The sequence below is a fragment of the Pseudarthrobacter sp. PvP090 genome, assembly GCF_040547365.1.
Lineage (GTDB): Bacteria > Actinomycetota > Actinomycetes > Actinomycetales > Micrococcaceae > Arthrobacter.
Genome location: NZ_JBEPPO010000005.1, coordinates 57,396 through 80,321, shown reverse-complemented (window position 1 = coordinate 80,321; position 22,926 = coordinate 57,396). Strand labels below are relative to the sequence as shown.

Annotated in this window: 23 protein-coding genes, 1 tRNA gene and 2 riboswitches; of the genes, 9 read left to right on the top strand and 15 right to left on the bottom strand. The window is 67.6% G+C overall.

Features of this window, described 5'->3' with window-relative positions; all coding sequences use genetic code 11:
• Positions 1–96: 96 nt before the first annotated feature.
• Complete coding sequence (locus tag ABIC21_RS07180) at positions 97–1,122, bottom strand: hypothetical protein (RefSeq protein WP_354349721.1); 1,026 nt, start codon at positions 1,120–1,122, stop codon at positions 97–99.
• A gap of 211 nt (positions 1,123–1,333) precedes the next feature.
• On the opposite strand from ABIC21_RS07180, the gene ABIC21_RS07175 reads away from it, so the two are divergent.
• Entirely contained in the window at positions 1,334–1,486 is a 153-nt protein-coding gene (locus tag ABIC21_RS07175; RefSeq protein ID WP_354349720.1) for a hypothetical protein, read from the top strand.
• Positions 1,487–1,603: 117 nt separating this feature from the next.
• On the opposite strand, the gene ABIC21_RS07170 is transcribed toward ABIC21_RS07175, so the two are convergent.
• Together ABIC21_RS07170 and ABIC21_RS07165 are read right to left on the bottom strand one after the other, a co-directional pair.
• On the bottom strand, positions 1,604–3,136 hold the full coding sequence (locus ABIC21_RS07170; RefSeq protein WP_354349719.1) for a putative bifunctional diguanylate cyclase/phosphodiesterase: 1,533 nt from the start codon (positions 3,134–3,136) through the stop codon (positions 1,604–1,606).
• A complete protein-coding gene (locus ABIC21_RS07165) occupies positions 3,126–3,575 on the bottom strand; it encodes a DUF7793 family protein (protein WP_354349718.1) in 450 nt (149 codons plus the stop codon). The genes ABIC21_RS07170 and ABIC21_RS07165 overlap by 11 nt, the downstream gene beginning before the upstream one ends.
• Positions 3,576–3,998: 423 nt before the next feature.
• Between ABIC21_RS07165 and ABIC21_RS07160 the strand changes: the two genes are divergently transcribed.
• Entirely contained in the window at positions 3,999–4,178 is a 180-nt protein-coding gene (locus ABIC21_RS07160; protein WP_354349717.1) for a hypothetical protein, read from the top strand.
• Between the two features lie 64 nt (positions 4,179–4,242).
• Here ABIC21_RS07160 and ABIC21_RS07155 read toward each other — a convergent pair whose 3' ends face one another.
• The gene (locus ABIC21_RS07155; protein WP_354349716.1) at positions 4,243–5,016 is read right to left on the bottom strand and encodes a DUF998 domain-containing protein; all 774 of its coding nucleotides are present in this window, start codon (positions 5,014–5,016) and stop codon (positions 4,243–4,245) included.
• Between the two features lie 86 nt (positions 5,017–5,102).
• Between ABIC21_RS07155 and ABIC21_RS07150 the strand changes: the two genes are divergently transcribed.
• The 3 genes from ABIC21_RS07150 to ABIC21_RS07140 all read left to right on the top strand — a co-directional run bounded on the left by ABIC21_RS07150 (position 5,103) and on the right by ABIC21_RS07140 (position 6,090).
• Positions 5,103–5,175: transfer RNA gene (locus ABIC21_RS07150), tRNA-Arg, on the top strand.
• Between the two features lies 1 nt (position 5,176).
• Positions 5,177–5,674 (top strand): DUF6314 family protein, encoded by a 498-nt coding sequence (locus ABIC21_RS07145; protein ID WP_354349715.1) that lies wholly within the window; start codon positions 5,177–5,179, stop codon positions 5,672–5,674.
• Positions 5,675–5,685: 11 nt separating this feature from the next.
• A complete protein-coding gene (locus ABIC21_RS07140) occupies positions 5,686–6,090 on the top strand; it encodes an NUDIX hydrolase (RefSeq protein WP_354349904.1) in 405 nt (134 codons plus the stop codon).
• 12 nt (positions 6,091–6,102) lie between these two features.
• Here ABIC21_RS07140 and ABIC21_RS07135 read toward each other — a convergent pair whose 3' ends face one another.
• Positions 6,103–8,016 (bottom strand): ABC transporter ATP-binding protein, encoded by a 1,914-nt coding sequence (locus tag ABIC21_RS07135; RefSeq protein ID WP_354349714.1) that lies wholly within the window; start codon positions 8,014–8,016, stop codon positions 6,103–6,105.
• Positions 8,013–9,683 carry an ABC-F family ATP-binding cassette domain-containing protein gene (locus ABIC21_RS07130; protein WP_354349713.1) on the bottom strand — a complete coding sequence of 557 codons (1,671 nt, stop codon included), beginning with the start codon at positions 9,681–9,683 and terminating at the stop codon, positions 8,013–8,015. Before ABIC21_RS07130 ends, ABIC21_RS07135 begins: the two co-directional genes overlap by 4 nt.
• A 228-nt stretch (positions 9,684–9,911) precedes the next feature.
• On the opposite strand from ABIC21_RS07130, the gene ABIC21_RS07125 reads away from it, so the two are divergent.
• The 4 genes from ABIC21_RS07125 (at position 9,912) to ABIC21_RS07110 (ending at position 12,199) form a co-directional block, all read left to right on the top strand.
• Entirely contained in the window at positions 9,912–10,658 is a 747-nt protein-coding gene (locus tag ABIC21_RS07125) for a hypothetical protein (protein WP_354349712.1), read from the top strand.
• Positions 10,640–11,374: a hypothetical protein gene (locus tag ABIC21_RS07120; RefSeq protein WP_354349711.1), complete on the top strand. Its 735-nt coding sequence runs from the start codon at positions 10,640–10,642 to the stop codon at positions 11,372–11,374. The genes ABIC21_RS07125 and ABIC21_RS07120 overlap by 19 nt, the downstream gene beginning before the upstream one ends.
• 121 nt (positions 11,375–11,495) lie before the next feature.
• On the top strand, positions 11,496–11,831 hold the full coding sequence (locus tag ABIC21_RS07115; RefSeq protein ID WP_354349710.1) for a hypothetical protein: 336 nt from the start codon (positions 11,496–11,498) through the stop codon (positions 11,829–11,831).
• Entirely contained in the window at positions 11,828–12,199 is a 372-nt protein-coding gene (locus ABIC21_RS07110) for a hypothetical protein (protein WP_354349709.1), read from the top strand. The genes ABIC21_RS07115 and ABIC21_RS07110 overlap by 4 nt, the downstream gene beginning before the upstream one ends.
• A 229-nt stretch (positions 12,200–12,428) precedes the next feature.
• On the opposite strand, the gene ABIC21_RS07105 is transcribed toward ABIC21_RS07110, so the two are convergent.
• The 9 genes from ABIC21_RS07105 to ABIC21_RS07065 form a co-directional block, all read right to left on the bottom strand.
• Positions 12,429–15,452: an alpha-mannosidase gene (locus ABIC21_RS07105; RefSeq protein WP_354349708.1), complete on the bottom strand. Its 3,024-nt coding sequence runs from the start codon at positions 15,450–15,452 to the stop codon at positions 12,429–12,431.
• A gap of 92 nt (positions 15,453–15,544) precedes the next feature.
• Positions 15,545–16,426: a formate dehydrogenase accessory sulfurtransferase FdhD gene (gene fdhD, locus ABIC21_RS07100; RefSeq protein ID WP_354349707.1), complete on the bottom strand. Its 882-nt coding sequence runs from the start codon at positions 16,424–16,426 to the stop codon at positions 15,545–15,547.
• A 77-nt stretch (positions 16,427–16,503) separates the two neighbouring features.
• A complete protein-coding gene (locus ABIC21_RS07095; protein WP_354349706.1) occupies positions 16,504–17,913 on the bottom strand; it encodes a molybdopterin molybdotransferase MoeA in 1,410 nt (469 codons plus the stop codon).
• Positions 17,910–18,197, bottom strand: coding sequence for a DUF6457 domain-containing protein (locus tag ABIC21_RS07090; protein WP_354349705.1), 288 nt, complete (start codon positions 18,195–18,197; stop codon positions 17,910–17,912). The genes ABIC21_RS07095 and ABIC21_RS07090 overlap by 4 nt, the downstream gene beginning before the upstream one ends.
• Positions 18,181–18,906 carry a molybdenum cofactor guanylyltransferase gene (gene mobA, locus ABIC21_RS07085; RefSeq protein WP_354349704.1) on the bottom strand — a complete coding sequence of 242 codons (726 nt, stop codon included), beginning with the start codon at positions 18,904–18,906 and terminating at the stop codon, positions 18,181–18,183. The genes ABIC21_RS07090 and mobA overlap by 17 nt, the downstream gene beginning before the upstream one ends.
• 60 nt (positions 18,907–18,966) lie before the next feature.
• A complete protein-coding gene (locus ABIC21_RS07080) occupies positions 18,967–19,467 on the bottom strand; it encodes an HNH endonuclease (protein WP_307463529.1) in 501 nt (166 codons plus the stop codon).
• Positions 19,468–19,687: 220 nt separating this feature from the next.
• The gene (locus tag ABIC21_RS07075; RefSeq protein WP_354349703.1) at positions 19,688–20,422 is read right to left on the bottom strand and encodes an NlpC/P60 family protein; all 735 of its coding nucleotides are present in this window, start codon (positions 20,420–20,422) and stop codon (positions 19,688–19,690) included.
• A gap of 309 nt (positions 20,423–20,731) precedes the next feature.
• Positions 20,732–20,890: riboswitch (cyclic di-AMP (ydaO/yuaA leader) on the bottom strand.
• 148 nt (positions 20,891–21,038) lie between these two features.
• Entirely contained in the window at positions 21,039–21,860 is an 822-nt protein-coding gene (locus ABIC21_RS07070) for a M23 family metallopeptidase (RefSeq protein ID WP_354349702.1), read from the bottom strand.
• 4 nt (positions 21,861–21,864) lie between these two features.
• Positions 21,865–22,071, bottom strand: a riboswitch (cyclic di-AMP (ydaO/yuaA leader).
• A 153-nt stretch (positions 22,072–22,224) separates the two neighbouring features.
• Positions 22,225–22,920, bottom strand: a complete 696-nt coding sequence (locus tag ABIC21_RS07065; protein ID WP_354349701.1) for an iron-dependent transcriptional repressor DtxR — start codon at positions 22,918–22,920, stop codon at positions 22,225–22,227.
• Positions 22,921–22,926: the final 6 nt, after the last annotated feature.

The window sequence follows — 22,926 nt, the reverse complement described above, 5'->3', positions numbered from 1 at the left end:
CGGGCATAGTCCCGCTATGTCCATCCGCCGCGGAACCCGGAGGGCATGTCCAACGCGGGGGCGAAGGAGATGGCCTGCAGAGTCAGCCAGGCGGGCTCAGGACTGGACTGCGAGGTACTGGCGGGCCTGTTCCGCGCGATGGTGGGCGCCGGCCATCTCGAAGTGATCCGCAGCCTTCTGAAGTTGCTCCTGGGCGGCAGAATGGTCTCCCATAGCGGCCTTGGCCCTTCCCAGCAGCAGGCACGCTTCGCCGAGAATTTGGGGTCCGGTATTGTCCACCTCAACGCAGATTCCTTCAAGTATCGGGATCGCTGCCTCCACATCGCCTGCCAGAAAGGTCCAATGCCCGCGGTTGAGCCTAAGAAGCAGCAGGTCGCTGACGCTACCGCCGACAACGTCAGTGGCCAGCTCTGCCCGTTCAATGCAGCGCAAGGTGTCGGCGTCCGCGACTTCCGCTGCGAGCCGCATGGCGGCGGATGCTTTGTTGAATTTCGCCCAGACATCGAGGTTCCTTGCCGGGGAAAAGGTCGCCGCGGCGAGCTCGTGATATTCGAGCCCTTCCTGCACCTTGTTACAAAGGAATGCCACATTCCCGATGACCCAGTAGACCTTGCCGATCAGCTGGTCGTCGACTTCCGTGGAAACCACTTCCGCCAGTCCCAGACATTCAGCCCACGCCTCATCCAGCCTTCCGCTGTCTGCCAGAGCTGCGATCAGGGCCTGGCGGGCCTTGACGTGGATCTCGACGTCGTCGTCGTCCGCCAACAAGAGAGACGCTGCCCGCGCGGCGTCCGCAGCCTCTTCCAGCAAGCCAGCACCCTGCCTGGCTTTGGCCGCCAGAATGTAGGTTAGCGCTTTTGCCTGCGGTTCCATCGTGGAGTGGGGACCGTCAACTAGGTCTGAGGCGAGTGCTGCGCAGGCTTCAAATTCCTCCGCGTCGAGGAGATTCTCGGCCTGGAGGAAAGTCATGTTCCACCAAGCATCCAGATCACCGTCATTGCGGGCAATTTCGGCCGCTTCGTGGGCGCTGCGAGCTGCTTGAACAAAGGCATGGTTGATCCGGTGCTCGTATGCGCGCAATTCAGCGGCAGCGTATAACGGCGAAACGGAGTGCAATGGCATGACTCCATTATCCGTTGCCGCCGAACCATATCTGGACACGTCACAAATGCAGGAGCCGCGCAGTTTTCGCGCAGGAATCGATCAACTTCGCGCGAATAACACGATTTCGAACGCAACGGGGAGATTGTTTCGTTCACGGCGTGTCCAAAGCCTCTATACTGAACTAGCATCACATGAGTCTCATCAGCCACTTACGTAACAGGAGTCCTTCATGAAGAAAATCCTTGCAACGCTCCTCGTCACTGGAGCCATCGCAGCCGCGGGTCTCTCCGCCGGAGCCGCAGTTTCCGCAAGCGGCGACAACTCCGGTCAGGGCTCCATCTCCGCCGTGTACTGGTGGCCCAACTCCACTCCGAAGTACTAGAAGTACTAACGGAAACTGCGGGAACGGCGGGTCCTGGAAGGAAACTTCCGGTACCCGCCGTTCTTGCTTTAACACCCCGCAAACAAGGCCTGACAACAACAATGCGGGCAGCGGCGCCTACTCCCCTGGCGCCCCCGGGCTAATCAGCGCCTCGATCTGCGCCGCCGGCACGGGCCGGCTGAAGTAGTAGCCTTGCCCGCTCGCGCAGCCCAAACGAACCAGTTCGGCGGCCTGCTCCGCCGTCTCGATGCCCTCGGCAACCGCGGTGAGCCCGCAGGCGTCGATGAGGTGCAGCACCGCAGCGACGAAGTTGCTCTGCTCCTCGTCCGAGCCCAGTCCGGCGATCAGGCTCTTGTCAATCTTGACCACGTTGACCGGCAGTTTCCGCAGGTAGCTGATGGATGAATAGCCGGTGCCGAAATCATCGATTTCGAGCTGCACGCCCAGGCGCCGCAGCCCGCTCAGGGAGTACTGGTCCACGTCACCGCCGTTGACCGCCATGGACTCCGTGAGCTCGACAATCAGGTTGGCCGCGTCCACCCCTGTCTCCCGGAGGATATCGCGGACATGATCGATCAGGTCGAGGTTCTGCAACTCGGTCGTTGAGATGTTGACGCGGACATTGAAGCTGTCGTCCACGTTCAGCTCCTGCTGCCAGCGCCGCAGTTGGCGCACGGCGTTCCGCAGCACCCAGTGGCCCAGGTCCACGATCATCCCCGTCTCTTCAGCCAGCGGGATGAACGAATCGGGCATCAGCAGGCCGCGCTCCGGGTGGTTCCAGCGCACCAGCGCTTCAACGCCTTCGATCCTGCCGGTCGCAAGTTCCACCACCGGCTGGTAGTGCAGGGTGAGCTGGTCCTGGCGGATCGCCTCGCGCAGTTCGGTGATCATGACGCTCTGGAGCCTGCGGGCATAGAGCAGTGCCGGCTCGAACACCTTGATGCTGCTGTGCGGCTGGGCCTTGGCGGCGTACATCGCGGTGTCAGCTTCCATGACCAGATCGTCGACTGACTGCCCTGGCTCCGCGACCCGCAGGCCGATGCTGGTGCCGCAGGTAATGCGCAGGTCCCCGATTTCCAGGCTCTCGCCGAGGGCCTTGAGGATCCTGTTGGCAACCCGGCGGGCCCTCACCAGGTTGGACTTCGGCAGCATCACGGCAAACTCGTCGCCGCCGAGACGGGCAACCGTATCCGTGTCGCGGACGGCCTGCTGCAGCCGCCGCGAGATCACCCGGAGGACGTCGTCGCCGGCGCTGTGGCCCAACGTGTCGTTGATGCCCTTGAAGGAGTCGAGATCGAGGACCAGCAGCGCCGGCGGCAGTTCGCCCCGGCTCGTTTCCGCAAGGGCGTGGCTCAGGACCGAGTTGAGCGCCGTCCTGTTGGCAAGCTGGGTCAGCGGGTCGGTCAGCGCCATCCGTTCGAGCTCGACCTGGGCTTCGCGCAGCATCGCCGTTCGGCTTTCGACGCGTTCCTCGAGTTCCTGGTAGATGGTCTGCAGGTCATCGGCCATCAGGTTGATCCCGGCAATGACCGCGGCGACGTCGTCCCGGGCACCGGAGTGCGGGATACGGGTCGTCAGGTCACCGCCGGCGATCCGGACGATGCCTTCGACGAGGGCATGCAGCCTGGGGTCCGGCGGATCAGTATTCACTCGTGTACTGCCTTAACCAATCGACAGCCTCTGCCTCGGACAGAAAGAACTGCGCCGGGATGGTCTCGGTCCTCGACCGCAGCAGGTAGTGCGCAATCACGCGGTCGACGGGGCTTTCACCCACCAGTGCAAAGGCGGACGCCGCGATCGAGGTGCTGTAGACGTGCCGCGCCTCGACACTGACGCCCACCACACCCGTGATGACCAGGAGCACCGGCACACGCCGGCCGTTGGCCAGGGCCCGGACCGCTGCCCCGGCTACGCGGGCCTGGGGACCGGCGATTTCCTCGTTGGCGGGAAGCGCGACTTCGATGATGCCGCCGTCGCGCATGCGGACGCCGATCGGAACACCAACCGGCGCCGCCACCTCCGCAGGGGCGGGCCCCGGGGCCTCCCCGGGCATCAGCTCATCGGGCCCGGCCAGGGCGTCGATGCTCAACGGCCGGCAATTCGACGACGGCGGACCGCCGACCCGCGGGGGTCTCGGGTAAGCCGACGGTCGCCATGGTAAAAAATGGTCTCCCGGTCGGCTTCCGCGGCTGTCTTCTCAACCACGAGGCCCTCCTTCACTTTCATCGGTCGCGGACTGACATGTAGCCAGTTTGACCATATCGAGGAACACATCCACCACAGAGTTGAACACTCCGGTGTCCGCCCGGATTGCCCCGGCCGCCAGGATGGCGTTCCTCGAGTCGAATGCCACGTTGCCCCAGTTTCCCACATGGGCGTCGCACCAGACGTTCACGCGTGAAACACGTCAGCAGCATCCGGCGTCGGCCGATAAGAATGCCGAGGGTCGGAACATGCGAAAACTTGTCACCGTACTGTCTTTCTGCACGCCGATACCTCGGACCGGGAAACCATGATGAGTGTCCTCAAGGAAGCTTTCCCGGCGATTGTGGACGCCGCGGCCGGCGACCCCGACGTAAATCTGGCGATCCAGGTGATCTCCGCGGACGGAGCATCGGCGGTCTCGCCCGCCGATGTGGGGTATTCCGGGACCGGATCCCTGACCAGCTACCGGACCTTCCTCGGCAAGTAGCCGTCCCGGCCGGGACACCCCGGACGCCCGGGACACCCGGGACACCCGCCCCGGGAGCGGAGCGTCAGTGCGCCAGCGCCAACCGGGCACGCCGCACGGCGGCCCGCTGCTCCCCCACCCGCTGGGCGACCACCAGCCCGACGGCGGCCGTGCCGATCGTGATGGGGTAGCCCATCAGCCGCTCCAGGGTGCCGGGCTCCGGAACGTCCATCCCGGTCACGCCGCCGGCGATGAGGGCCCCGAGGGACACCAGGCCGCAGGCCAGGATGGGCCAGCTCAGCGGTGTCTGCCGGAGCCAGAGCCAGCCCAGCAGCACCAGCGCCAGGCCGCCGGCGGCGAAGTACAGGATGGCTCCCACCGCGTGCCACACGGAGCCTGCATCCTCGGGGACCAGCCCCACCAGGACAGTCCCGGCGCCGGCGGCGGCGGTGAGAGCCCGCGCGGAGATCGCGGCAATCCACACCATCCGGCTGGACGGGCCAAGCGTGACCCGGGCGCCCGGCCGCGCCGCCGTGCACAGCAGCGCCGTACCCAGCAGCAGCGCACCGACCATCATGCCGATGCCCTGGACCACAAACGAGGCGTTCATCAGCACGTGCGCCGGCGAGCAGACGTCCCGGCCGTCGAAAACCCCGCAGCCCACGGCGCCCAGGTCGCTGATGTAACCGGTCCGGCGGCTGTACGGCTGCTGCCCCGCCCACGCTCCGATCACGGCGGCCTCCGCCACGAAATACTGCAGCACGCTGAGCAGTGCCAGCGCTCCGGCGTAGAACCGGGTGGACGGCAAGGCAGGGATGTAGATGATGTCTCTGGACGGCGAGTCGGCTGCGGCGGTCATGCCAAGAGCGTAGTACGGCCCCTCACCTTGTATGCTTATATCCGTGTCCGAACGGGCCGGCCCGCGGCCGACCAGCACGGACGCCCGCCCTCGTAGCTCAGTGGATAGAGCACGGCTCTCCTAAAGCCGGTGTCGTTGGTTCGATTCCAATCGAGGGCACTTGAACCCCCAGTCCCCGGACGCCGCTCCGGACTTCGACCTCCGCGCCTACCTGCTGGGCAACTGGACCGTGGAACGGACCCTGCTGGACAGGTCCAGCGGCACGCGCGGGACCTTCACCGGCGTCGTCCGCTTTACCACAACGGACGACGACGACGGCCTCCGCTTCCGCGAAGAGGGCACCGTTTCCTGGGCGTCGGTCCCCGGCGGCCCGGCCGGCACACCGTTTACCGGGCCGGCCAGCCGGGAGTACCTGCTCCGGCCCACCGGCGCGCCGGACACGATGGACATGTTCTTCCCCGACGGCCGGCCGTTCCACCGCATGGGTTTTGGCCCGCGGAGCAGCCAGGACCAGCACTGGTGCGACCCGGACAGCTACCGCGTGAGCTACACCCAAACGGGCCAGGACGAATTCCGCTACCAGTGGGATGTCACCGGCCCGGCGAAGGACCAGCTGCTCACGTCCGTGCTGCGCCGGACCACGGACGCCGCAGCATGAACGCGCCGGGCATGAACCCGCTCATCGTTGTCTCCGCGGTCTGTGTCTTCGACGGGGCCGGACGCCTGCTCACGGTCCGCAAACGGGGCACGGACAAGTTCATGCATCCCGGCGGCAAGCCGGAGGCCGGCGAGACCGCCGCGCAGACGGCTGCGCGGGAGCTGGCGGAAGAAGTCGGGATCGTCGTCGCGGCCGAAGAACTGGTGCTCCTGGGCATCTGGCTCGCGGACGCCGCCAATGAGCCCGCGACGCAGATCCAGGCCACGGTCTTCACGGCCCCGGGGGTCTGGCACGCCCGGCCGTCCGCGGAGATCGCCGAGATCCGCTGGCTGGACCGGGCGGCGGAGCTGCCGGGCGACCTCGCCCCGCTGCTGACCGACCACATCCTGCCCGTCCTCTGGGGCCGGCCCAGCTAGACCCCCGGAACTCTAGAGCCCGGGAACGGCCTCTTCCGCCACGGCGCTGGCCTCGGCGAACTGGGTGCGGTACAGCTCCGCATAGCGGCCCTCGGCGGCCAGCAGCTCGGTGTGTGTTCCGCGCTCCACGATCCGGCCGTCCTCCACGACCAGGATGGCGTCGGCGGCCCGGATGGTCGACAGCCGGTGCGCAATCACGACGGCGGTGCGCCCCTCAAGCGCGGCGCCGAGGGCCTCCTGGACGGCGGCTTCGTTGGTGGAATCCAGGGCCGCGGTGGCCTCGTCCAGGATCACGACGCGAGGCTGGGCGATGAGCAGGCGGGCGATGGTGAGGCGCTGTCGTTCGCCGCCCGAGAGCCGGTAGCCGCGCTCCCCCACGACCGTGTCCAGGCCGTCCGGGAGCGACCGGATCATGTCTTCCAGGCGGGCCTGGCGCAGCACATCCCACATGAGCTCTTCGCTGGCGTCCGGGCGGGCCAGGCGCAGGTTGGAGGCGATGCTTTCGTGGAACAAGTGACCGTCCTGGGTCACCATGCCGAGGGTATGCCGCATGGAATCGAAGGTGAGGTCACGGACGTCCACCCCGGTGCCGGGCACGGCTCCGCCGAAGCGGACCGCACCGGAATCGACGTCGTACAGGCGCGAGAGCAGCTGCGCGATCGTGGACTTGCCGGCACCCGAGGAGCCCACAAGCGCGACCGTCTGGCCGGGTTCGACCCGGAAGCTGATGCCGTGCAGCACCTCCTCGCCGCCGCGAGTGTCGAGGGTGGACACGTCCTCGAGCGAGGCGAGCGAAACCTTGTCCGCCGAGGGGTAGGAGAAGCGGACCTCGTCGAACTCCACGGACAGCGGCCCGGCCGGGGATGACACCGCGTCGGGCTTCTGCTGGATGAGCGGCTTGAGGTCCAGGATCTCGAAGACCCGCTCGAAGCTGACCAGGGCGCTCATGATCTCGACCCGGGCGTTGGAGAGCGCGGTGAGCGGCGCATACAGGCGGGTGAGCAGCAGGGCCAGCACGACGACGTCGCCCGCGGCCAGCTGCCCCTGCAGGGCCAGGAAGCCGCCGAGACCGTAGACCAGGGCCAGAGCCAGCGCCGAGACGAGCGTCAGGGCGGTCACGAAGGTGAACTGCAGCATGGCGGTGCGGATGCCGATGTCCCGGACGCGCCCGGCGCGGACGGCGAATTCGCGGGATTCCTCATCGGGGCGGCCGAAGAGCTTTACGAGGGTGGCGCCCGGGGCGGAGAAGCGCTCCGTCATCTGCGTGCCCATGGACGCGTTGTGCTCCGCGGCTTCGCGGCGCAGGTCGGCCAGTTTGGAGCCCATCCGGCGGGCCGGGATCAGGAAGATCGGCAGCAGGATCATGGCGAGCACGGTGATGAGCCAGGACTTGCCCAGCATCACCACCAGGGTCAGGGCGAGGGCCACGACGTTGCTGACCACACCGGACAGGGTCCCGGCGAAGGCCGACTGCGCACCGATCACGTCGTTGTTCAGCCGGCTCACCAGCGCCCCGGTGCGGGTGCGGGTGAAGAACGCGATCGGCATCTTCTGAACGTGGTCGAAGACCTTGGTGCGCAGGTCCACAATCACGCCTTCGCCGATGGTGGAGGACAGCCAGCGCGTGACGAGTCCCAGCCCGGCCTCGGCGACCGCCACAATGGCGATCAGCACGGCCAGCCAGACCACGACGTCGGTGGCCGCGCCGGCGATGATCGCGTCCACGACCTGGCCGGCGAGCACGGGGGTGGCGACGGCCAGCACGGCCATCACGATCGACAGCAGCACGAAGGCGATCAGCTTGCCCTGGTGCGGGCGGGCGAAGCTGAACACCCGCTTGAGCGTCTCCTTCGAGAACGGTTTCGAACCGCTCGAGGCGCGCGTGATGTTGTAAAGCGAGCTCCAGGCTACCCGGTCCATGCTCATCTGTTGTTGCCTTTCGGGGCGGTGTGGCCCAGGAGCTCGGTGACGACGCCGTTGTCCACGTTCCAGCGCGCGTCAAGGCGCACGTTTTCCAGCAGCCGGCGGTCGTGGGTGACCAGCAGCAGGGCGCCGTCATAGCTTTCGAGGGCTTCCTCGAGCTGTTCGATTGCCGGCAGATCCAGGTGGTTGGTGGGCTCGTCGAGAACCAGCAGGTTCACGCCGCGGGCCTGCAGCAGGGCCAGCGCGGCCCGGGTCCGTTCCCCCGGCGACAGGGAGTCCACCGGGCGGGAGGTGTGGTCGGCCTTGAGACCGAATTTGGCCAGCAGGGTCCGGACTTCGGCCGGGGTCTGGTCCGCCAGTACGGCTTCGACGGCGTCAGCCAGTTTCAGCGGGCCGGCCAGCAGCCCGCGGGCCTGGTCGATCTCGCCGACGGCCACGGAGGCGCCCATGGAGGCGTCGCCGGAATCGGGCCGCTGGACGCCCAGCAGCAGGCGGAGCAGGGTGGACTTGCCGGCGCCGTTGGGGCCGGTGATGCCGATCCGCTCCCCGGCGTTGAGCTGCAGGTTCACCGGCCCCAGGGTGAAGTCACCCTGGCGGACGACGGCGTCGCGGAGAGTCGCCACCACGGCACTGGAACGCGGCGCCTGGCCGATGCTGAACTGCAGCTGCCATTCCTTGCGGGGTTCGTCGACCTCTTCCAGCCGGGCGATGCGGGATTCCATCTGGCGGACCTTCTGGCCCTGCTTCTCGGAGGACTCGGTGCTGGCGGCGCGCCGGATCTTGTCATTGTCCGGGTTCTTCTTCATGGCATTGCGGACACCCTGGGAGCTCCACTCGCGCTGGGTGCGGGCCCGGGAGACCAAGTCGGCTTTGGTGTTGGCGAACTCCTCGTACCGCTCCCGGGCATGCCGGCGTGCCACCGCCCGTTCCTCCAGGTAGGCCTCGTAGCCGCCGTCGTAGACCGCCACGGAGTTCTGCGCGAGGTCCAGTTCCACGATGGTGGTCACGCAGCGGGCGAGGAACTCGCGGTCGTGGGAAACCAGCACAACGCCGCCGCGCAGGCCCTGCACGAAGGCCTCGAGTTTGGCCAGTCCGTTGAGGTCCAGGTCGTTCGTGGGCTCGTCCAGGAGCACGATGTCGAAGCGGCTGAGCAGCAGCGCTGCGAGCGCCACGCGGGCGGCCTGGCCGCCGGAGAGCCCGGTCATGTCGGCGTCGGGTCCCACGTCGAGGCCGAGGTCCGCGAGGACGGCCGGGATGCGGTCCTCCAGGTCGGCGGCGCCGGAGGCCATCCAGCGGTCGAACGCGAGGGAGTAAGCGTCGTCGGAGCCCGGGGCGCCACTGCCAAGGGCGTCTGCGGCGGATTCCATGTCCAGCGTGGCCTGGGCGCAGCCGGTGCGCCGTGCGATGTAGCCGGCCACCGACTCGCCGGCGATCCGTTCGTGTTCCTGGGGCAGCCAGCCCACGAACGCGTCTGCCGGGGCCAGGCTGATGGTGCCATCCTGCGGCTGGTCGACGCCGGCCAGGAGCCGGAGCAGGGTGGACTTGCCCGCACCGTTGGCCCCCACCACGCCAACAACGTCGCCCGGTGCGACGGTCAGGGAGAGTTTGGAGAAGAGGGTGCGGTGGTCGTGGCCACCGGAGAGGTCCTTGGCAACAAGGGTTGCAGTCATTAGTCCATTCTCTCACCGCGGCCCGGAGCAGACGGCCACACGGCGTACCCGGCGGCCACCGGCCGCCGGGCATAAAAGAACCCGCTGGTCCGGACTTGGGGGGTGTACGGACCAGCGGGTTCGAGCATTTAGCATAGTTGAATCAGGACCTCCCGTAAACTCACCACAGTCGCTGCTCCACCGAACTTCAGAAGCCGCACCTCCATTCGACTCTGCAGGAAGCCGTAAATGCCCTTACCCGCCAAGGCGTTTCAACAATGGCTCCATGTCGTCGCTCCCAGCGCGAGCACAGCCGACATCTGCAGGATCTCCGGGATCAAGCGCACGACGCTCGCCCAGCAGCTGGTGCGCGGCAAAGTCGCGGAAACCACCCTCGTCAGCATCAGCCGGGCCCTGAACCGCAGCCCTCTGGCGGACCTTGCCTCGTTTGACAGCTATGCGGAACTTGCCGGGCGGCCGCAGCCGCCCACCCCCGCCGAACTGGTCAGCCAGATTGCCACCATGGATTTGCTGCGGGCTGTCATTTCCCGCTCGGCCCCGGCATACGGAGGCTACGGGGACGACGGCAGTACGATGACGCCGGCGCTCGGCCCCGCACCCCACGCCACCTCGGTCCGGAACTGGGTGGACGCGATCGATGACGGCGAACTGAGGCACCGGGTGTCTGACGCCACCGGAATCGCGCCGCAGAACTATTCGGCCCAGTTGACCGCCAACCGGCTGTCCCCGGAGTTGGCTGTCGCGACCGCCCGCGCCGCTGGCGTAGGCTTCACGGGCGGGCTCGTCGCTACGGGCTTGCTAACCGAGGCGGAGGCCGGCTGGGCCCCGGAGGCCAAGCAGGCCGCGCTGGATGCCCTGTCCGACGGCGACCTCACGGCCCTCGCCGGCGAGCGGCTGCAGGCCCTCGGTAAAAACCTGCGCCGCCAGGAACATGAACACGAACAAACCAAAAAGATATGGGAGAACCTCGGATGATCGCGATCCTGCAATGGACCACGTTGGCGGTCTGCGCACTCGTCGCGATCGCACGCATTCCGAGTGCCCTTCGGGGTGAGAACAGGTCGATTTTCGGCGTTTTCGTGCTCTCGACCCTCGCCATTCTGCTCAGCATCGACGTGAGCTATCTGGCCATCGATTCCTGGCTCGGATCCGAGAACTACACGAACCTCATCCTCCGCTTCGTCGTCTACGGGACGGTGCTGCTGGCCGGATACCGGATTGCCAAGGCCTTCGACGCACAGACGAGCATCCGCCTCATCATCGGCCCCGCGGGCCTGGGTGTTCTCACCGTGATAGGGATAGCCACCCTGGGCCTCTTCCTGGCGGCCGACACCACAGGATCCGTAACCGGGTTGACCACCCTTCCCGCGAGAAGCCCAGAGAATGCGGCACTCATCGAATGGTACGCGGCGGCGGGCCGGCTGTACCCGTCGTTCGTCGCCGCCTGCATCCTGCCCGCCACATACCTGGCGATCCGCCGGCGGCTACCCTTTGCCATCCGCATCGGGGCATTGCTGCTGACGGTCGCTTTCGCCGCCATGGCCTTCGGCTCCTTCTACCCCCTGATCCCGAGCGAAGCCGGGTATCTGAAAGCCGTCATCAACTACACCGCAGTCTTGTGTCTTGCCCTGGGGCTGGCCTTCGTCTGGATCTCGAGCCTGATGGCGAAAAGGCGAGCTTCCCGCGTGTAACCAGCCCTTGCCGTCGCGCCGCCGTGCCTTCGGCGGCCGAGGCCAGCGGCCAGACAGACGCGAACTGGTTAACCGGACAGCCACCGTAAGCTGAGCTGCGGAGCCACATGGGAGAGCCGTGATGATGGAGACGCTGGAATGGGCGACGCTGCTGGTGTGTTGCGCGGCGCTCCTCCTGCGTGTGCCGGACGCTGTGCGGGGCCGGAACCGGACCGTCTTCGGAATCCTCCTCCTGGGCACCTTGTGCAGTGTGCTCGCTGTCTCCGAACTCTACGACGCGATCGACCGCGCGCTGGGCGGATGGCTTCTCACGAGTCTGGTCCTGCGCTACCTGGTGTTCGCGGCTGTTCTGCTGGTCGGCCTCCGGGTGACGCAGGGTCTCGGCGCCGCCACGGCCCACCAACTCATTGCCGGGGGAACCGGGCGCTGGGGCTTGGCTGCCTGGCCGTTGCGGTGACGTTCTTCCTGATGGGCAGCTACGGCTCACCGGCGGCGCCGAACGCGCAGGCGGCGGGCGGCGTAGGGGACGCGGACCTTGCCTCCTATTTCACGGCTGCCGGCCGCACCTATCCCGCCTTCGTTTCGCTCGTCCTGGTGCCTCCGCTGCTGGCGGCCGTCCGGAGCGGACTGCCGCGCACCGTCAGGGCCGGTGCCCTGCTGGTCCTGCTCGGCGCCGTCTTCGCGGCCCTGAGCCTTCCGGCCGCCCTGACGCCGCCCAGCTGGGCGGACGCCCAGCATTTCGTCAACTACGCGGCGGTCCTGGGCTACGTACTGGGCCTCGTCGCGTTCTGGTTTTCGCGGGCTGATCGCGAGCCCGCCAGGTAACGCTAGGTAACGCTAGGGCAACATTACGTCAGAAGCGCGGCCAGGCATTCACAAAATCATTAGACCGTGAGAGAATCATGAATGTGTGAAAGCGGCATTCGCTTCGTGAACGGGGACAATCCGTGCGGAGCCGAGGCAGCCGCCCAAGCGCCATTGGGGGGATGAGTGGTAGCGGTCCGGTTGGACCGCTCCCACTCAGCCTGTTTAACAGCCTATCCGGCCACGGGCGTCAGCGCACGAACCTCAACGTGACCAGCTGGAAGGGCCGGAGCACCAGTTCCGCCGCGTCCCCCGCCGGAGTCACGCCGGGCGCCTCCGCCGGACGCTCCAGCAGGTCCACTGCATGGACGCCGCTGACGGCGAAGCCGGCCGTCACGACACCCCTGGACCGCTCCCCCAGCGATTCGTAGACCCGGACGATCACGTCGCCGGAGCCGTCCTCGGCGAGTTTCACGGCTTCAATGACCAGGGCCGGGTTGGAAACGGCCACGAGCGGCTCCACGCCGTGCGCGCCCTTGACCACGCGCGGCGCCAGATTCGTGCGATATCCCTCTTCGACAGCGTCAGCGATGTTGGCGCCCGGCCGGATGCTGACGTTCAGTTCGTGCCGGCCTCGGTCCGCCGCGGGGTCCGGGAACTTGGGCGCGCGCAGCAGCGAGAGCCGCACGGTGGTGGTCGTTCCGCCGTCGTCCTCCCGGATAGTCCGGGTGACGTCATGGCCGTACGTTGATGAGTTGGACACAGCCACCCCGTAGCCGGGCTCCGCGACGTGGATCCACCGGTGGGCGCAGATCTCGAACTTCGCGGTTTCCCAGGAGGTGTTGAGGTGCGTCGGGCGGAACACATGACCGAACTGGGTCTCCGACGCCGAGCGGTCCGCCCGGACGTCGAGCGCGAATCCGAGCTTGAGCAGCTTTTCGCTTTCCTGCCAGTCAACCGCCGTCGAAATCGCCAGGGAACCGGCGCCTGCCTCCAGCGATATCCGCTGGGTGACAGCGGAGGACCCTGCCAGCCGCTCCACGACAACGACGGCGTCCCGGCCACGGGATTCCACCGTCAGGGAGCGCGCGCCGGTCAGGCGGACGACGTTGCGCCGGTAGAAGGCGTCGATGTCCCAAGCATCCCATTCGTTTGGGGTGTCCCGGTGGAGCTCCAGCAGGTTCCCGAACTGCCCGGGGGCGATGGCGTCGCGTCCGCTCGCATGGTCGATCAGCGATTCCAGCAGGCCGTCGGCGTTCAAGACGGCCCGGATGATCCCGTTGTCCAGGATGTACCCGCCGCCGGCTTCGCTGACCAGCACGGGCTGCCCGGCAGGGACCGGCTCGGCTGCGGCCAGGGCGGGGACGCCGTGGCGCTCGTGCGGCGCGGCGTTGAGCAGGAAGTCAGTGTCCCCGGCGCCCAGCACCGCGCCGGCGGCGTCGGCGATGATGGCTTCCAGCTGCCGTCCGACGGCGGCGTAGTTCCGTTCGGCGTCCTGGTGCACCCACGCGATGGAGCTGCCCGGCAGGATGTCGTGAAACTGCTGCAGGAGCACCAAACGCCAGAGGCGCTTGAGCTCGGCCGACGGATAAACGTATCCGGCGCGCACAGCGGCTGTGGCACACCAGAGTTCGGCCTCGCGGAGCAGGTGTTCGCTGCGCCGGTTGCCCCGTTTGGTCTTGGCTTGGCTCGTGTAGGTGCCGCGGTGCAGTTCGAGGTACATCTCACCGACCCAGACCGGCAGTGCCTCGTACTCGGCCTGGGCGCCCGCGAAGAAACTGGCGGCCGAGCCGAGTTCCACTTTCGGCGATCCCTCCAGGTCTGCGGTGCGGCGCGCCGCAGCCAGCATCTCGCGGGTGGGGCCGCCGCCGCCGTCGCCATAGCCGAACGGGACCAGCGAGACGGTGCCCCGGCCGTGGTCCCGGTAGTTCCGCTCGGCGTGGGCGAGTTCCCGGCCGCTGAGTTCCGAACTGTAGCTGTCCACGGGCGGGAAGTGCGTGAAGACCCGGGTGCCGTCGATCCCCTCCCAGTTGAAGGTGTGGTGCGGCATCCGGTTGACCTGGTTCCAGGAGATCTTCTGGGTCAGGAACCACTTGCTCCCGGCGGCCTTGACGATCTGCGGCATGGCCGCCGAATAACCGAAGGTGTCCGGAAGCCAGGCCTCCTCGCATTCCACCCCGAACTCGGCGAGGAAAAAGCTCTTTCCCTCCAGGAACTGGCGGGCCATGGCCTCGCCGCCGGGCATGTTGGTGTCCGATTCGACCCACATGCCGCCCACGGGGACGAACTGTCCGGTCTTGACCTTCTCCCGGATGCGCCCGAAAAGCTCCGGGTACAGCTCCTTGATCCAGGCGAGCTGCTGGGCGGAGGAGCAGGAAAACACGAACCCGGGATCCTCGTCCATCAGTGCCACCACATTGGAGAAGGTGCGGGCGCATTTGCGGATGGTTTCGCGGACGGGCCAGAGCCAGGCGGAGTCGATGTGCGCGTGTCCGGTGGCGAGCAGGTGGTGGGCGGAGGCGTACGCCGGCCGGGCCAGGACGCCGGCCAGGGCCCCGCGCCCCGCTGCTGCCGTCCCCGGAACGTCGTCGGGATCCATCACGTCGAGCATCCGTTCCAGCGCGCGCAGGATTTCGTGGCGGCGGGGCAGTTCCGTCGGCAGTTCGTGCATCAGGCCAGTGAGGGTCCAGATGTCCTGCTGCAGTTCCCAGACCGTCTGGTTGAGTTCTGCGATGACGATCCGGCCGAGCCGGTACTTCGGTTCGTTGCCGGAGGTGGCCTTGTCGCCGTAGGGAGTGGCCGCGAACGTCCACCCCTGCGACAGGTCGGGGTTGGCGGCCGCCTCGACATAGAAGTCGACGGCCATCCCGCTGCCCAGCAGCTTCAGCGGTATGTACTGGTTCCGCGGGGAGATGGCCTTGATGATGGTCCCGTCCGGCCGCCAGGCGATTCCCTCGCATTGAAAACCGGGGAGGTCACCGCTGAACCCGAGGTCCACAATGACTTCCACCGAGGTGTCCACTGCCGTGCCCCAGGCGTCCGGGACCTGGCCCTGCAGCCGCAGCCACTTGGTGCTCCACGGCCGCCCCCAGGCCGCCCCGTGCTCCTGCGGCGTGAACTGCTGCCGGAGGGCCTCCATGACCGGGACCGGCTCGTCCGGGACATCCCAGCTGCTCAGGGTGAGCGGCACGCTGCGCGGATAGACCGCGGGGACGATGCGTTCGCGGACAAAGCGGTCCAGCCGGACTTCCGTGAGACGGCGGTCGTCGTGCAATGTGATCCTCTTAGCGCTGCGTGGATGACGCTGAAATGCATCCAATCGATGGATAAAACTTACTTCGCCGCCGGCCCACAGCCAAGTGGCTGTCAGCGGGCGCTGTCCGCCAAGCCTACGGGCACTCCCACGCGGCGGGCGCCCGCATACACGTTCAGCGACGTGCCGCGGCTGAAGCCGGCCAGCGTCATGCCGCTGGCCTCGGCCAGCTCGACCGCCAGGCTCGACGGGGCACTGACCGCGGCGAGGACCGGAATGCCGGCCAGGGCGGCCTTCTGAACAAGTTCGAACGACGCCCGGCCGGAGACCTGGAGGACGGTTCCGCGCAGCGGGAGCATGCCCTCGCGGAGGGCCCAGCCGACCACCTTGTCCACGGCGTTGTGGCGCCCCACGTCCTCGCGCAGGCACAGCAGCTCCGCGGAGCCGTCGTCGGCGGTCCGGAACAGGCCGGCGGCGTGCACGCCGCCGGTGACGTCGAAGACGGCCTGGGCTTCCCGCAGCCGGTCCGGGAGGGACGCGAGCGTGGCCACGGGCACCGTCAGCGGGTCGTCGGCCGGGCTGAAATGTGAGGACTTGTGCACGGCCTCGATGGAATCCGTGCCGCAGATGCCGCACGAGCTGGAGGTATACACGTTCCGGCCGGTGTCCGGGCGGACGACATCGGGCCTCAGCTGGGCGTCCACCACGTTGAACGTTTGGACGCCGTCCTCGTCTTCCCCCGCGCAGAACCGCAGCGAGACGAGCTGCTCGGGGCTCCAGATGACGCCTTCGGAGACGAGGAAGCCCGCCACGAGGTCGAAGTCGTTCCCCGGGGTCCGCATGGTGACGGAGAAGGACAGGCTGCCGATCCGGATCTCCAGCGGCTCCTCCACGGCAAGCACGTCCTCGCGGTGCCGGACCGGGAATTCGAGGGCCTGGGGCGACCCGTCCAGGACATATTTATGCACCTTGCGGCGCTGCGTGACGCGGCCCATCAGGTACTCCTAACCAACATAACTCCATCATGGCAAGCGCCGGGCCGGGTGGCCAGCGCTGGGTTCAGGGCCGGGCGCTACCCCAGCAGTTCGCTCCAGTCCACGGGCCCGCCGCTACCGGCAGGCTTCCGGGCGGGCCGTTTGGGCGCGGGCTTGTCTTTCGGCGCGGCCAGTTCCGGAAGGGGGGTGCCCCAGGGAAGGGCGAACGCCGGGACGGTCTCCCCCAGCTGCACTCCATGCGGCGGGACCACCAGTACGCCGTCGGCCGCGGCCAGGCCGCGCATCATGCCCGGGCCGGTGTGCTGCGCCGGAGACGCCATCCCGTAGAGGAGCCGGAAGGGCATCAGCCGGGTGCGGCCGGGGTCAGCGTCAATCATGGAGCCGCAGGGCACCTCGGTGACGGGCGGCAGGGATCGGTGCCCCAGCGCCGCCAGGAGCGGGGCGCCAATGGTTGACAGTGCCATCATGGCCGCGAGCGGGTTGCCCGGCAGCCCGATGATGAACCTGCCGTCCGGCAGTTCGGCCAGCACGGCCGGATGGCCGGGACGCATGGCGATGCCGTCGATCAGCAACCGTCCGCCGAGTTCGGCCACGGAACGGCGCAGGTGGTCCGTCCCGGACCGACCGGTGCCGCCAGTGGTGATGACGACGTCGGCGGGCAACGGTTCAGCGCGGGACCGCGCGGGGGGCTGCGGCGCCTCGGCTGCCCCGGGTTCCCCTTCCGGGTCGGTGTCCTCCAGCGCGGTGAGCCATTCGGCGTAGCTGTCGCCGACTTTCGTTTCGCCGGCACAGATCCCGCCGAGCATTTCCACGACGCCGGCGAGCTGGGGACCGAAAGTGTCGCGCACTTCCCCCGGCCGGGGGATCCCGGCGGTGACCACTTCCGAGCCGGTGAACACCAGCCGGACCACGGCTTTGCCCAGGACCGGAAGGGTGTCGTGGCCGGCGAGGGCCGCGAGAGCCAGGTGGGCGGGGTTGAGCACGGTGCCGCCCTTGATCAGCACTTCGCCGGCGGCGGCTTCCTCCGCGGCTTTCCGGATGTGCTCGCCGTTTCGGGGCTCGCCGGGCTTCGCGCCGCCGCCAAGCTGGAGGACCGGCAGCCCGTCCTCATCGGCGGCAATAGTGCCGCTTTCGCTCCGCAGCACGGCCCTCGCTCCGGGAGGAATCAGCCCGCCCGTGACGATCGGGCTGGCCTGGTGCGGTGCCAGCCGCTGGCCGGGTTCCGCGAGGATCCACGGTCCGGTGCCGTTGACGGCCCAGCCGTCCATGGCGGACGAGGCGTAGTGCGGCATATCGACGAGCGCCTCCACATCGGCGGCGAGTGTCCGCCCCAGCGCGTCGCGAAGAACCACGGGTGCCGCGGGGATGGGGGTCGCGCAGTCGAAGGCGAGCTGCCGGGCTTCCTGCCAGGTGTGCGCGAGGTGCCGATGGGGCGCAGGCTCGTCCCCCGGGGCAGCTGTACTGCCGTGAGGGGGTGCAGGTGTCATGCTCCGGAGACTTCGTTGGCCGCGTAGTCCTTGGCCAGTTTCCGGGCGACGCCCATCGCCGCTTCCATCGAGACGGCATCCGTGGCCTGGCCGGTACCCGCGGCCAGTCCTGCCGCAAACCCGGCAATAAAGGTCGTCAACGGCGCGGCGGGGCGCACCACGGAGTGCGCCGCCACCCCGGCGAGGGCCAGGACCGCATTCACGTCAACCTCGACGTCTTCCAGTTCCAGGGCCTGAAGCAGGGCGCGGCACCAGTCTTCGAGTGTTTCATCCTGGCTTTTCACCGTTTGCCTCCAAAGTCGAGTTCAGCGCGGGAACCCCGGGCCTTCCGCCTGGTCCGTGGCTATCGCGGTGACGGCCGTCGAAGCCGCGGCCTTCAGGCGGGCCGGTCACCCCCAAGGCGGAGGCATCGTCCCAAGTATCCACGTCATCCGTAGACCCCTTGGGGACGCTGACTTCCCGCAACTCCAGCCTAGCAAGAAGGGCGAATACCGAGGCATTTTCGAGCCCGCCGCCTTGTCGGGCGTCCGCCACACAGCGTTGTAGCGCAGCTGTGCTATAAAGGCCGACGAGAGGTTGCCGGCGCCCGTCGGAAGACACAGCCATCAGCCCGTCGCCCGGAGGCGCCGCCGACGCGGCCTCCAGCAGTGCTTCGACGGCTGCGCCGGCCCGGGGCATGTCAACGGCGAGGACCAGAGTCAGGGACGCCGCCCCGGGATGCCGGGGGTCGCGGCCGCTGTACCCTTCCAGGGCGGAGAGCCCGGCGGCGACGGCGGCGGCGGGGCCGGCAAAGGCCGGCTCCTCGCGGCAGCGCAGCACACCCTCGGGCAGGGTCCCGGGGTCAGGCCCGACGACGGCGACGGCGGCAGCGCCGCGCGCGGCGTGCAGGGCATGCTCCAGGAGGGGGGCGCCGTCGTGCAGCAGCCCGGACTTGGGCACGCCGCCCAGCCGGGACGCCCGGCCCCCGGAAAGAATGACTGCATCGAAGTCCACCGGCCCAGCCTAGCGCGGTCCGGCCCTGGCGACGCAGCCGAAGCGCACCGAAGCGCGCAGTCAGGCAGCCGATTCCGGCAGGAGAAACGGGTCCCAGGCCGGCGTCGGCTTCTCGAGCTCTTTGATTTGCCAGGTCGTGCCCTTCGGCGGCGCGGGGCTGAAGCCAAGCTTCCATCCCATTTCACCCGGCGTGTGATCGCCTTTGGCGTTGTTGCACCGCAGGCAGGCAGCGACGAGGTTCTCCCAGGAATCCGCTCCGCCCCTGGATTTGGGCTGGACATGATCGATCGTGTGGGCGGCTTTGCCGCAGTAGGCGCAACGGTGTCCGTCCCGGCGGAGCACACCGCGGCGGCTCACGGCCGTGACGGTGTTGTACCGGGGCCTGATGTAGCGATTCAAAAGAATCACCGATGGCCGGCCCAGTACGTCCTGAGGACCAACCACAGGATCGTCGCCTTCCGCCACGACGCTGGCCTTCCCAGTCAGCACAAGGACAAGCGCCCGGCGGAAGGTCACAACCGCCAGCGGTTCATATCCAGCATTCAGAACGAGAGTGCGCATCCGCATACCTCTTCACGGCCGCACCCGCCAGGGGCACGAGGGCCGGCTGCCCTCTGCATGGTCGGGCTATGGATCGACAAAACAAGAGTAAACATGGAGATGCCAATTCACCGAATCTTTTTTGCCCGCCCGGCCCGTGTCCGCTGAAGTTCATGTTCCGGCAACGCAAAGGACCCCTGCCGAATGGCAGGGGTCCTTTGCGTTGCGAACAGTTGTTGTCTTAGCCGCCGACGCGGATGAAGACCGGGCCGGAGCCTACGTTGACGCTCTGCAGGGAGGTGGTTCCGCCGTTCCAGCCGCCGTGGACGGCCATGCCGTTACCGACGTAAACAGCGATGTGGGCCATGCCCGATCCGCCGTTCCGGTAGTAGGCGAGGTCGCCCGGCTGTGCCGCGGCGGCGCTCACGGTACGGCCGAGGGACAAGTAACCTGCCGGCCAGCCGTGGTAGTTGATGCCCGCAGCAGCCAGCGCATTCGTGGCGAGTGCGGTGCAGTCCTGGCCCACGCCGATCTGGGCGTAGGCGGCAGCGGCGATCGAGGCGCCCATGCCGCTGGCGACGGCCGGAGCCTTGGTGCTGGCGCCGACGCGGGTGCCTGCTGCCGTGGCGGTCTGCTGTACCTGCAAGACGGGCTTCGGGGCTTCGACGACGGGGGCCGGGGAGGTGGTGACGGCCGGCTTCTCGTAAGAGATCGCGATGGTGGACTCAGCCGAGATGGTCGCGGGGGCGGCCGACTGGACTTCGAGGGTGGAAGCGGAGGTGGACTCGCGCTGAACGTTGGCCTCGGCAGCGTTGGCTGCGATACCGCTGGTCAGGACGAGGCCGGAGGCAGCAGCGATGACTGCGGCCTGGCGACCCATGCCACCGGCGTTGTCGCCGACGGCCTTGGCAATGACGGCGAGCGAGTTGGTCTTGGTGACCTCGGCGCGGTGCCGTGCGTTTGCACGAGTAGTCATTAAGTTCTCTCTTTCGTGATCCTGGGTCCGCGCTTTTCAGGCGCGGGCTGAGGACGCTCCGGCATCTTGGGGGTACGCCGGATCGCCCCGAAATGGGTTACTTAGCGAAGGGTGTACTGCGAAGACGCGCCAAAAGCGGGAACTGCTTGCAGGTGCATGGCCTGCGGGCCGGACTCAGCAGAGATTGAGACGGCGGGGTGAGATCCATTCCGGGCGCCGGAAAGGGCAACGCGGACTTTGGATTTCAGCGGGCTCGCTAGAGCCGCGCAAGCGCGGTGACGCGCAGCATTGTGGCGTGAAGACACGAAAGTAGCCTCTCCCAATGCCTGCGAGGTGAGCTGTCGGATTCGGATGGGAGTCACCCGGCCGCGCCGCTTCCTGGGAAGCTTTGCGACTTAACCCCAAGGTCTTCTTGCGAAGACCAAAATTGGTTCCCCCGCCCCTGCCAGACGATGTCATGCGAACGGACCTTGAGCGGTGGCAGAGCTAGGCAATCCACTCAAGAGCGCCAACTTCGGAGAAGTTGGCGTAGGTCAAACGGTACAGCAGTCGGGGCCCAATGTCACATTCAGATCACGGCGTGTCACAGGAATTCGAGAGCGTCCCATCAGCTTTTTTACAGCCAGCCGGTCGGGTCGACGACTTCGCCGTTGACCATGACCTCGAAGTGCAGGTGGCAGCCCGTGGAGGCTCCGGTGGTGCCGCTCATCGCTACGACAGCGCCGCGGGAGACCTGCTGACCCACCTTGACGCTGGCGGAGGACAGGTGGTTGTACGTGGTCTCCAGGCCGTTGCCGTGGTCGATCACTACCCGGTTTCCTCCACCGTAGGGGTGCCACCCGGTGAAGGTCACGGTGCCGCTTGCGGCGGCAAGGACGCCGGTGCCGCACTGGGCAGCATAATCCTGGCCGCGGTGGAACTCCCCGGAACCGCCGGTGATGGGGCTGACGCGGTATCCGAAGGGCGACGCGGTCTTCAGCTGGTCCAGGGGCGCCGCGAGGCTGCCCGAGGAGGCTGCCCGGGTGATGGACCCGACGGACTGAGCGCTCAGCAGCTGCTTGAGCTTCCCGTCCGGGTCACCCTGGGTGGTGACGGCGGTGCGGTTAAAGTCGATTTTGGCCTCGGCTGCGGTGACATCCGGCTGGACAGCGGCCGAAACGACTCCGGCGGAGGACCCGACGTCCGTGGCCATGACGGGGCCCGTGGCGGGGACAGTGACGGTGAGGACCAGACCCGTGGCAGCCAGTGCAATGCCGGCTTTTTGCCCTACGCCGCTGGCGGCGGCCAGGTCGGTAACCTGGCGGAAGGGGCTGCGGCGGCCTCTGCGTTCGTCACGGTGCGCGTCACGTGGGCGGTCTGCCGGGACGGCGACAGCCGGACGCGGCTCCGGAGCAGGACCGGTCGCACGACGGCGGCCCCTGACGGTCTGGGTGGTCAAAAACGGTTCCTCTCTGGAGAGCCTGCGGAGTTAGCTGTCGGATTCGGGTCAGAGAGATCAAAGACCCGGTCCGCCGTAGCAAGCATCAAGGCGCAGAGGAATCCAACGGAATTCCCCAGTGGAGTGGGCTTGCAGCTGACGGACTTCACCCCAAGGCTGCTGAACAGCCGGAAGTGGTTCCCCCGCCCCTGCCAGGAGGTGTTTCTGCGACTGATCCGCTGGCAGGGCTCGGCTTCGGATCAGATAACGCTTTGGTATCGGTACTAGTCTTCAACTATAGGGGATTAAGCCGCCCAGTAATAAATCCGTTATCGACCCTGTGCACAACTCATGGGTTGTCCCACGAGTTGCCGGTGAGCGGCTGCTAACCGACGGTAACAAAGACGTGGGCCGCCACCTCGGGCGGGAGCTCCAGGGCACCTTCGATGTCCGGCACGCGCACCGAGATGTACTCCCCCACGCGCTCCAGCGACACCAGTGCACCCGGGCGGATCCCGCCCTCATCGAGCTGGACGAGCAGTTCCGGTTCCACCTGGATGGGCTCGGCGAGCCGGCTTACCCTCACCCGGGAATCCGGCCCGTAGCCGGCCATGGCCTCGAGCAGGTTGATGACGCCGTCGGCATAGGGCTGGGAAGGCGGGCCGCCCAGCTCCGCGAGGCCCGGAATCGGGTTGCCATAGGGCGAAACGGTGGGATGGTTCAGCAGTTCGAAGATCCGCCGCTCCACCCGCTCGCTCATGACGTGTTCCCAGCGGCAGGCTTCTTCATGGACGTAGGCCCAGTCGAGCCCGATGACGTCAGCCAGCAGCCGCTCGGCCAGGCGGTGCTTCCGCATGACCTCGATGGCACGTTTCCGCCCGGTTTCCGTCATCTCCAGGTGGCGGTCGCCGGAAACAACCACCAGCCCGTCGCGTTCCATCCGGCCGATGGTCTGGGAGACGGTGGGGCCGGAGTGGCGCAGCCTTTCGGCGATGCGGGCGCGGAGGGCGACGATGTTTTCTTCTTCAAGTTCCAGAATGGTCCGAAGATACATCTCGGTTGTATCGATCAGATCCGTCATATCTCA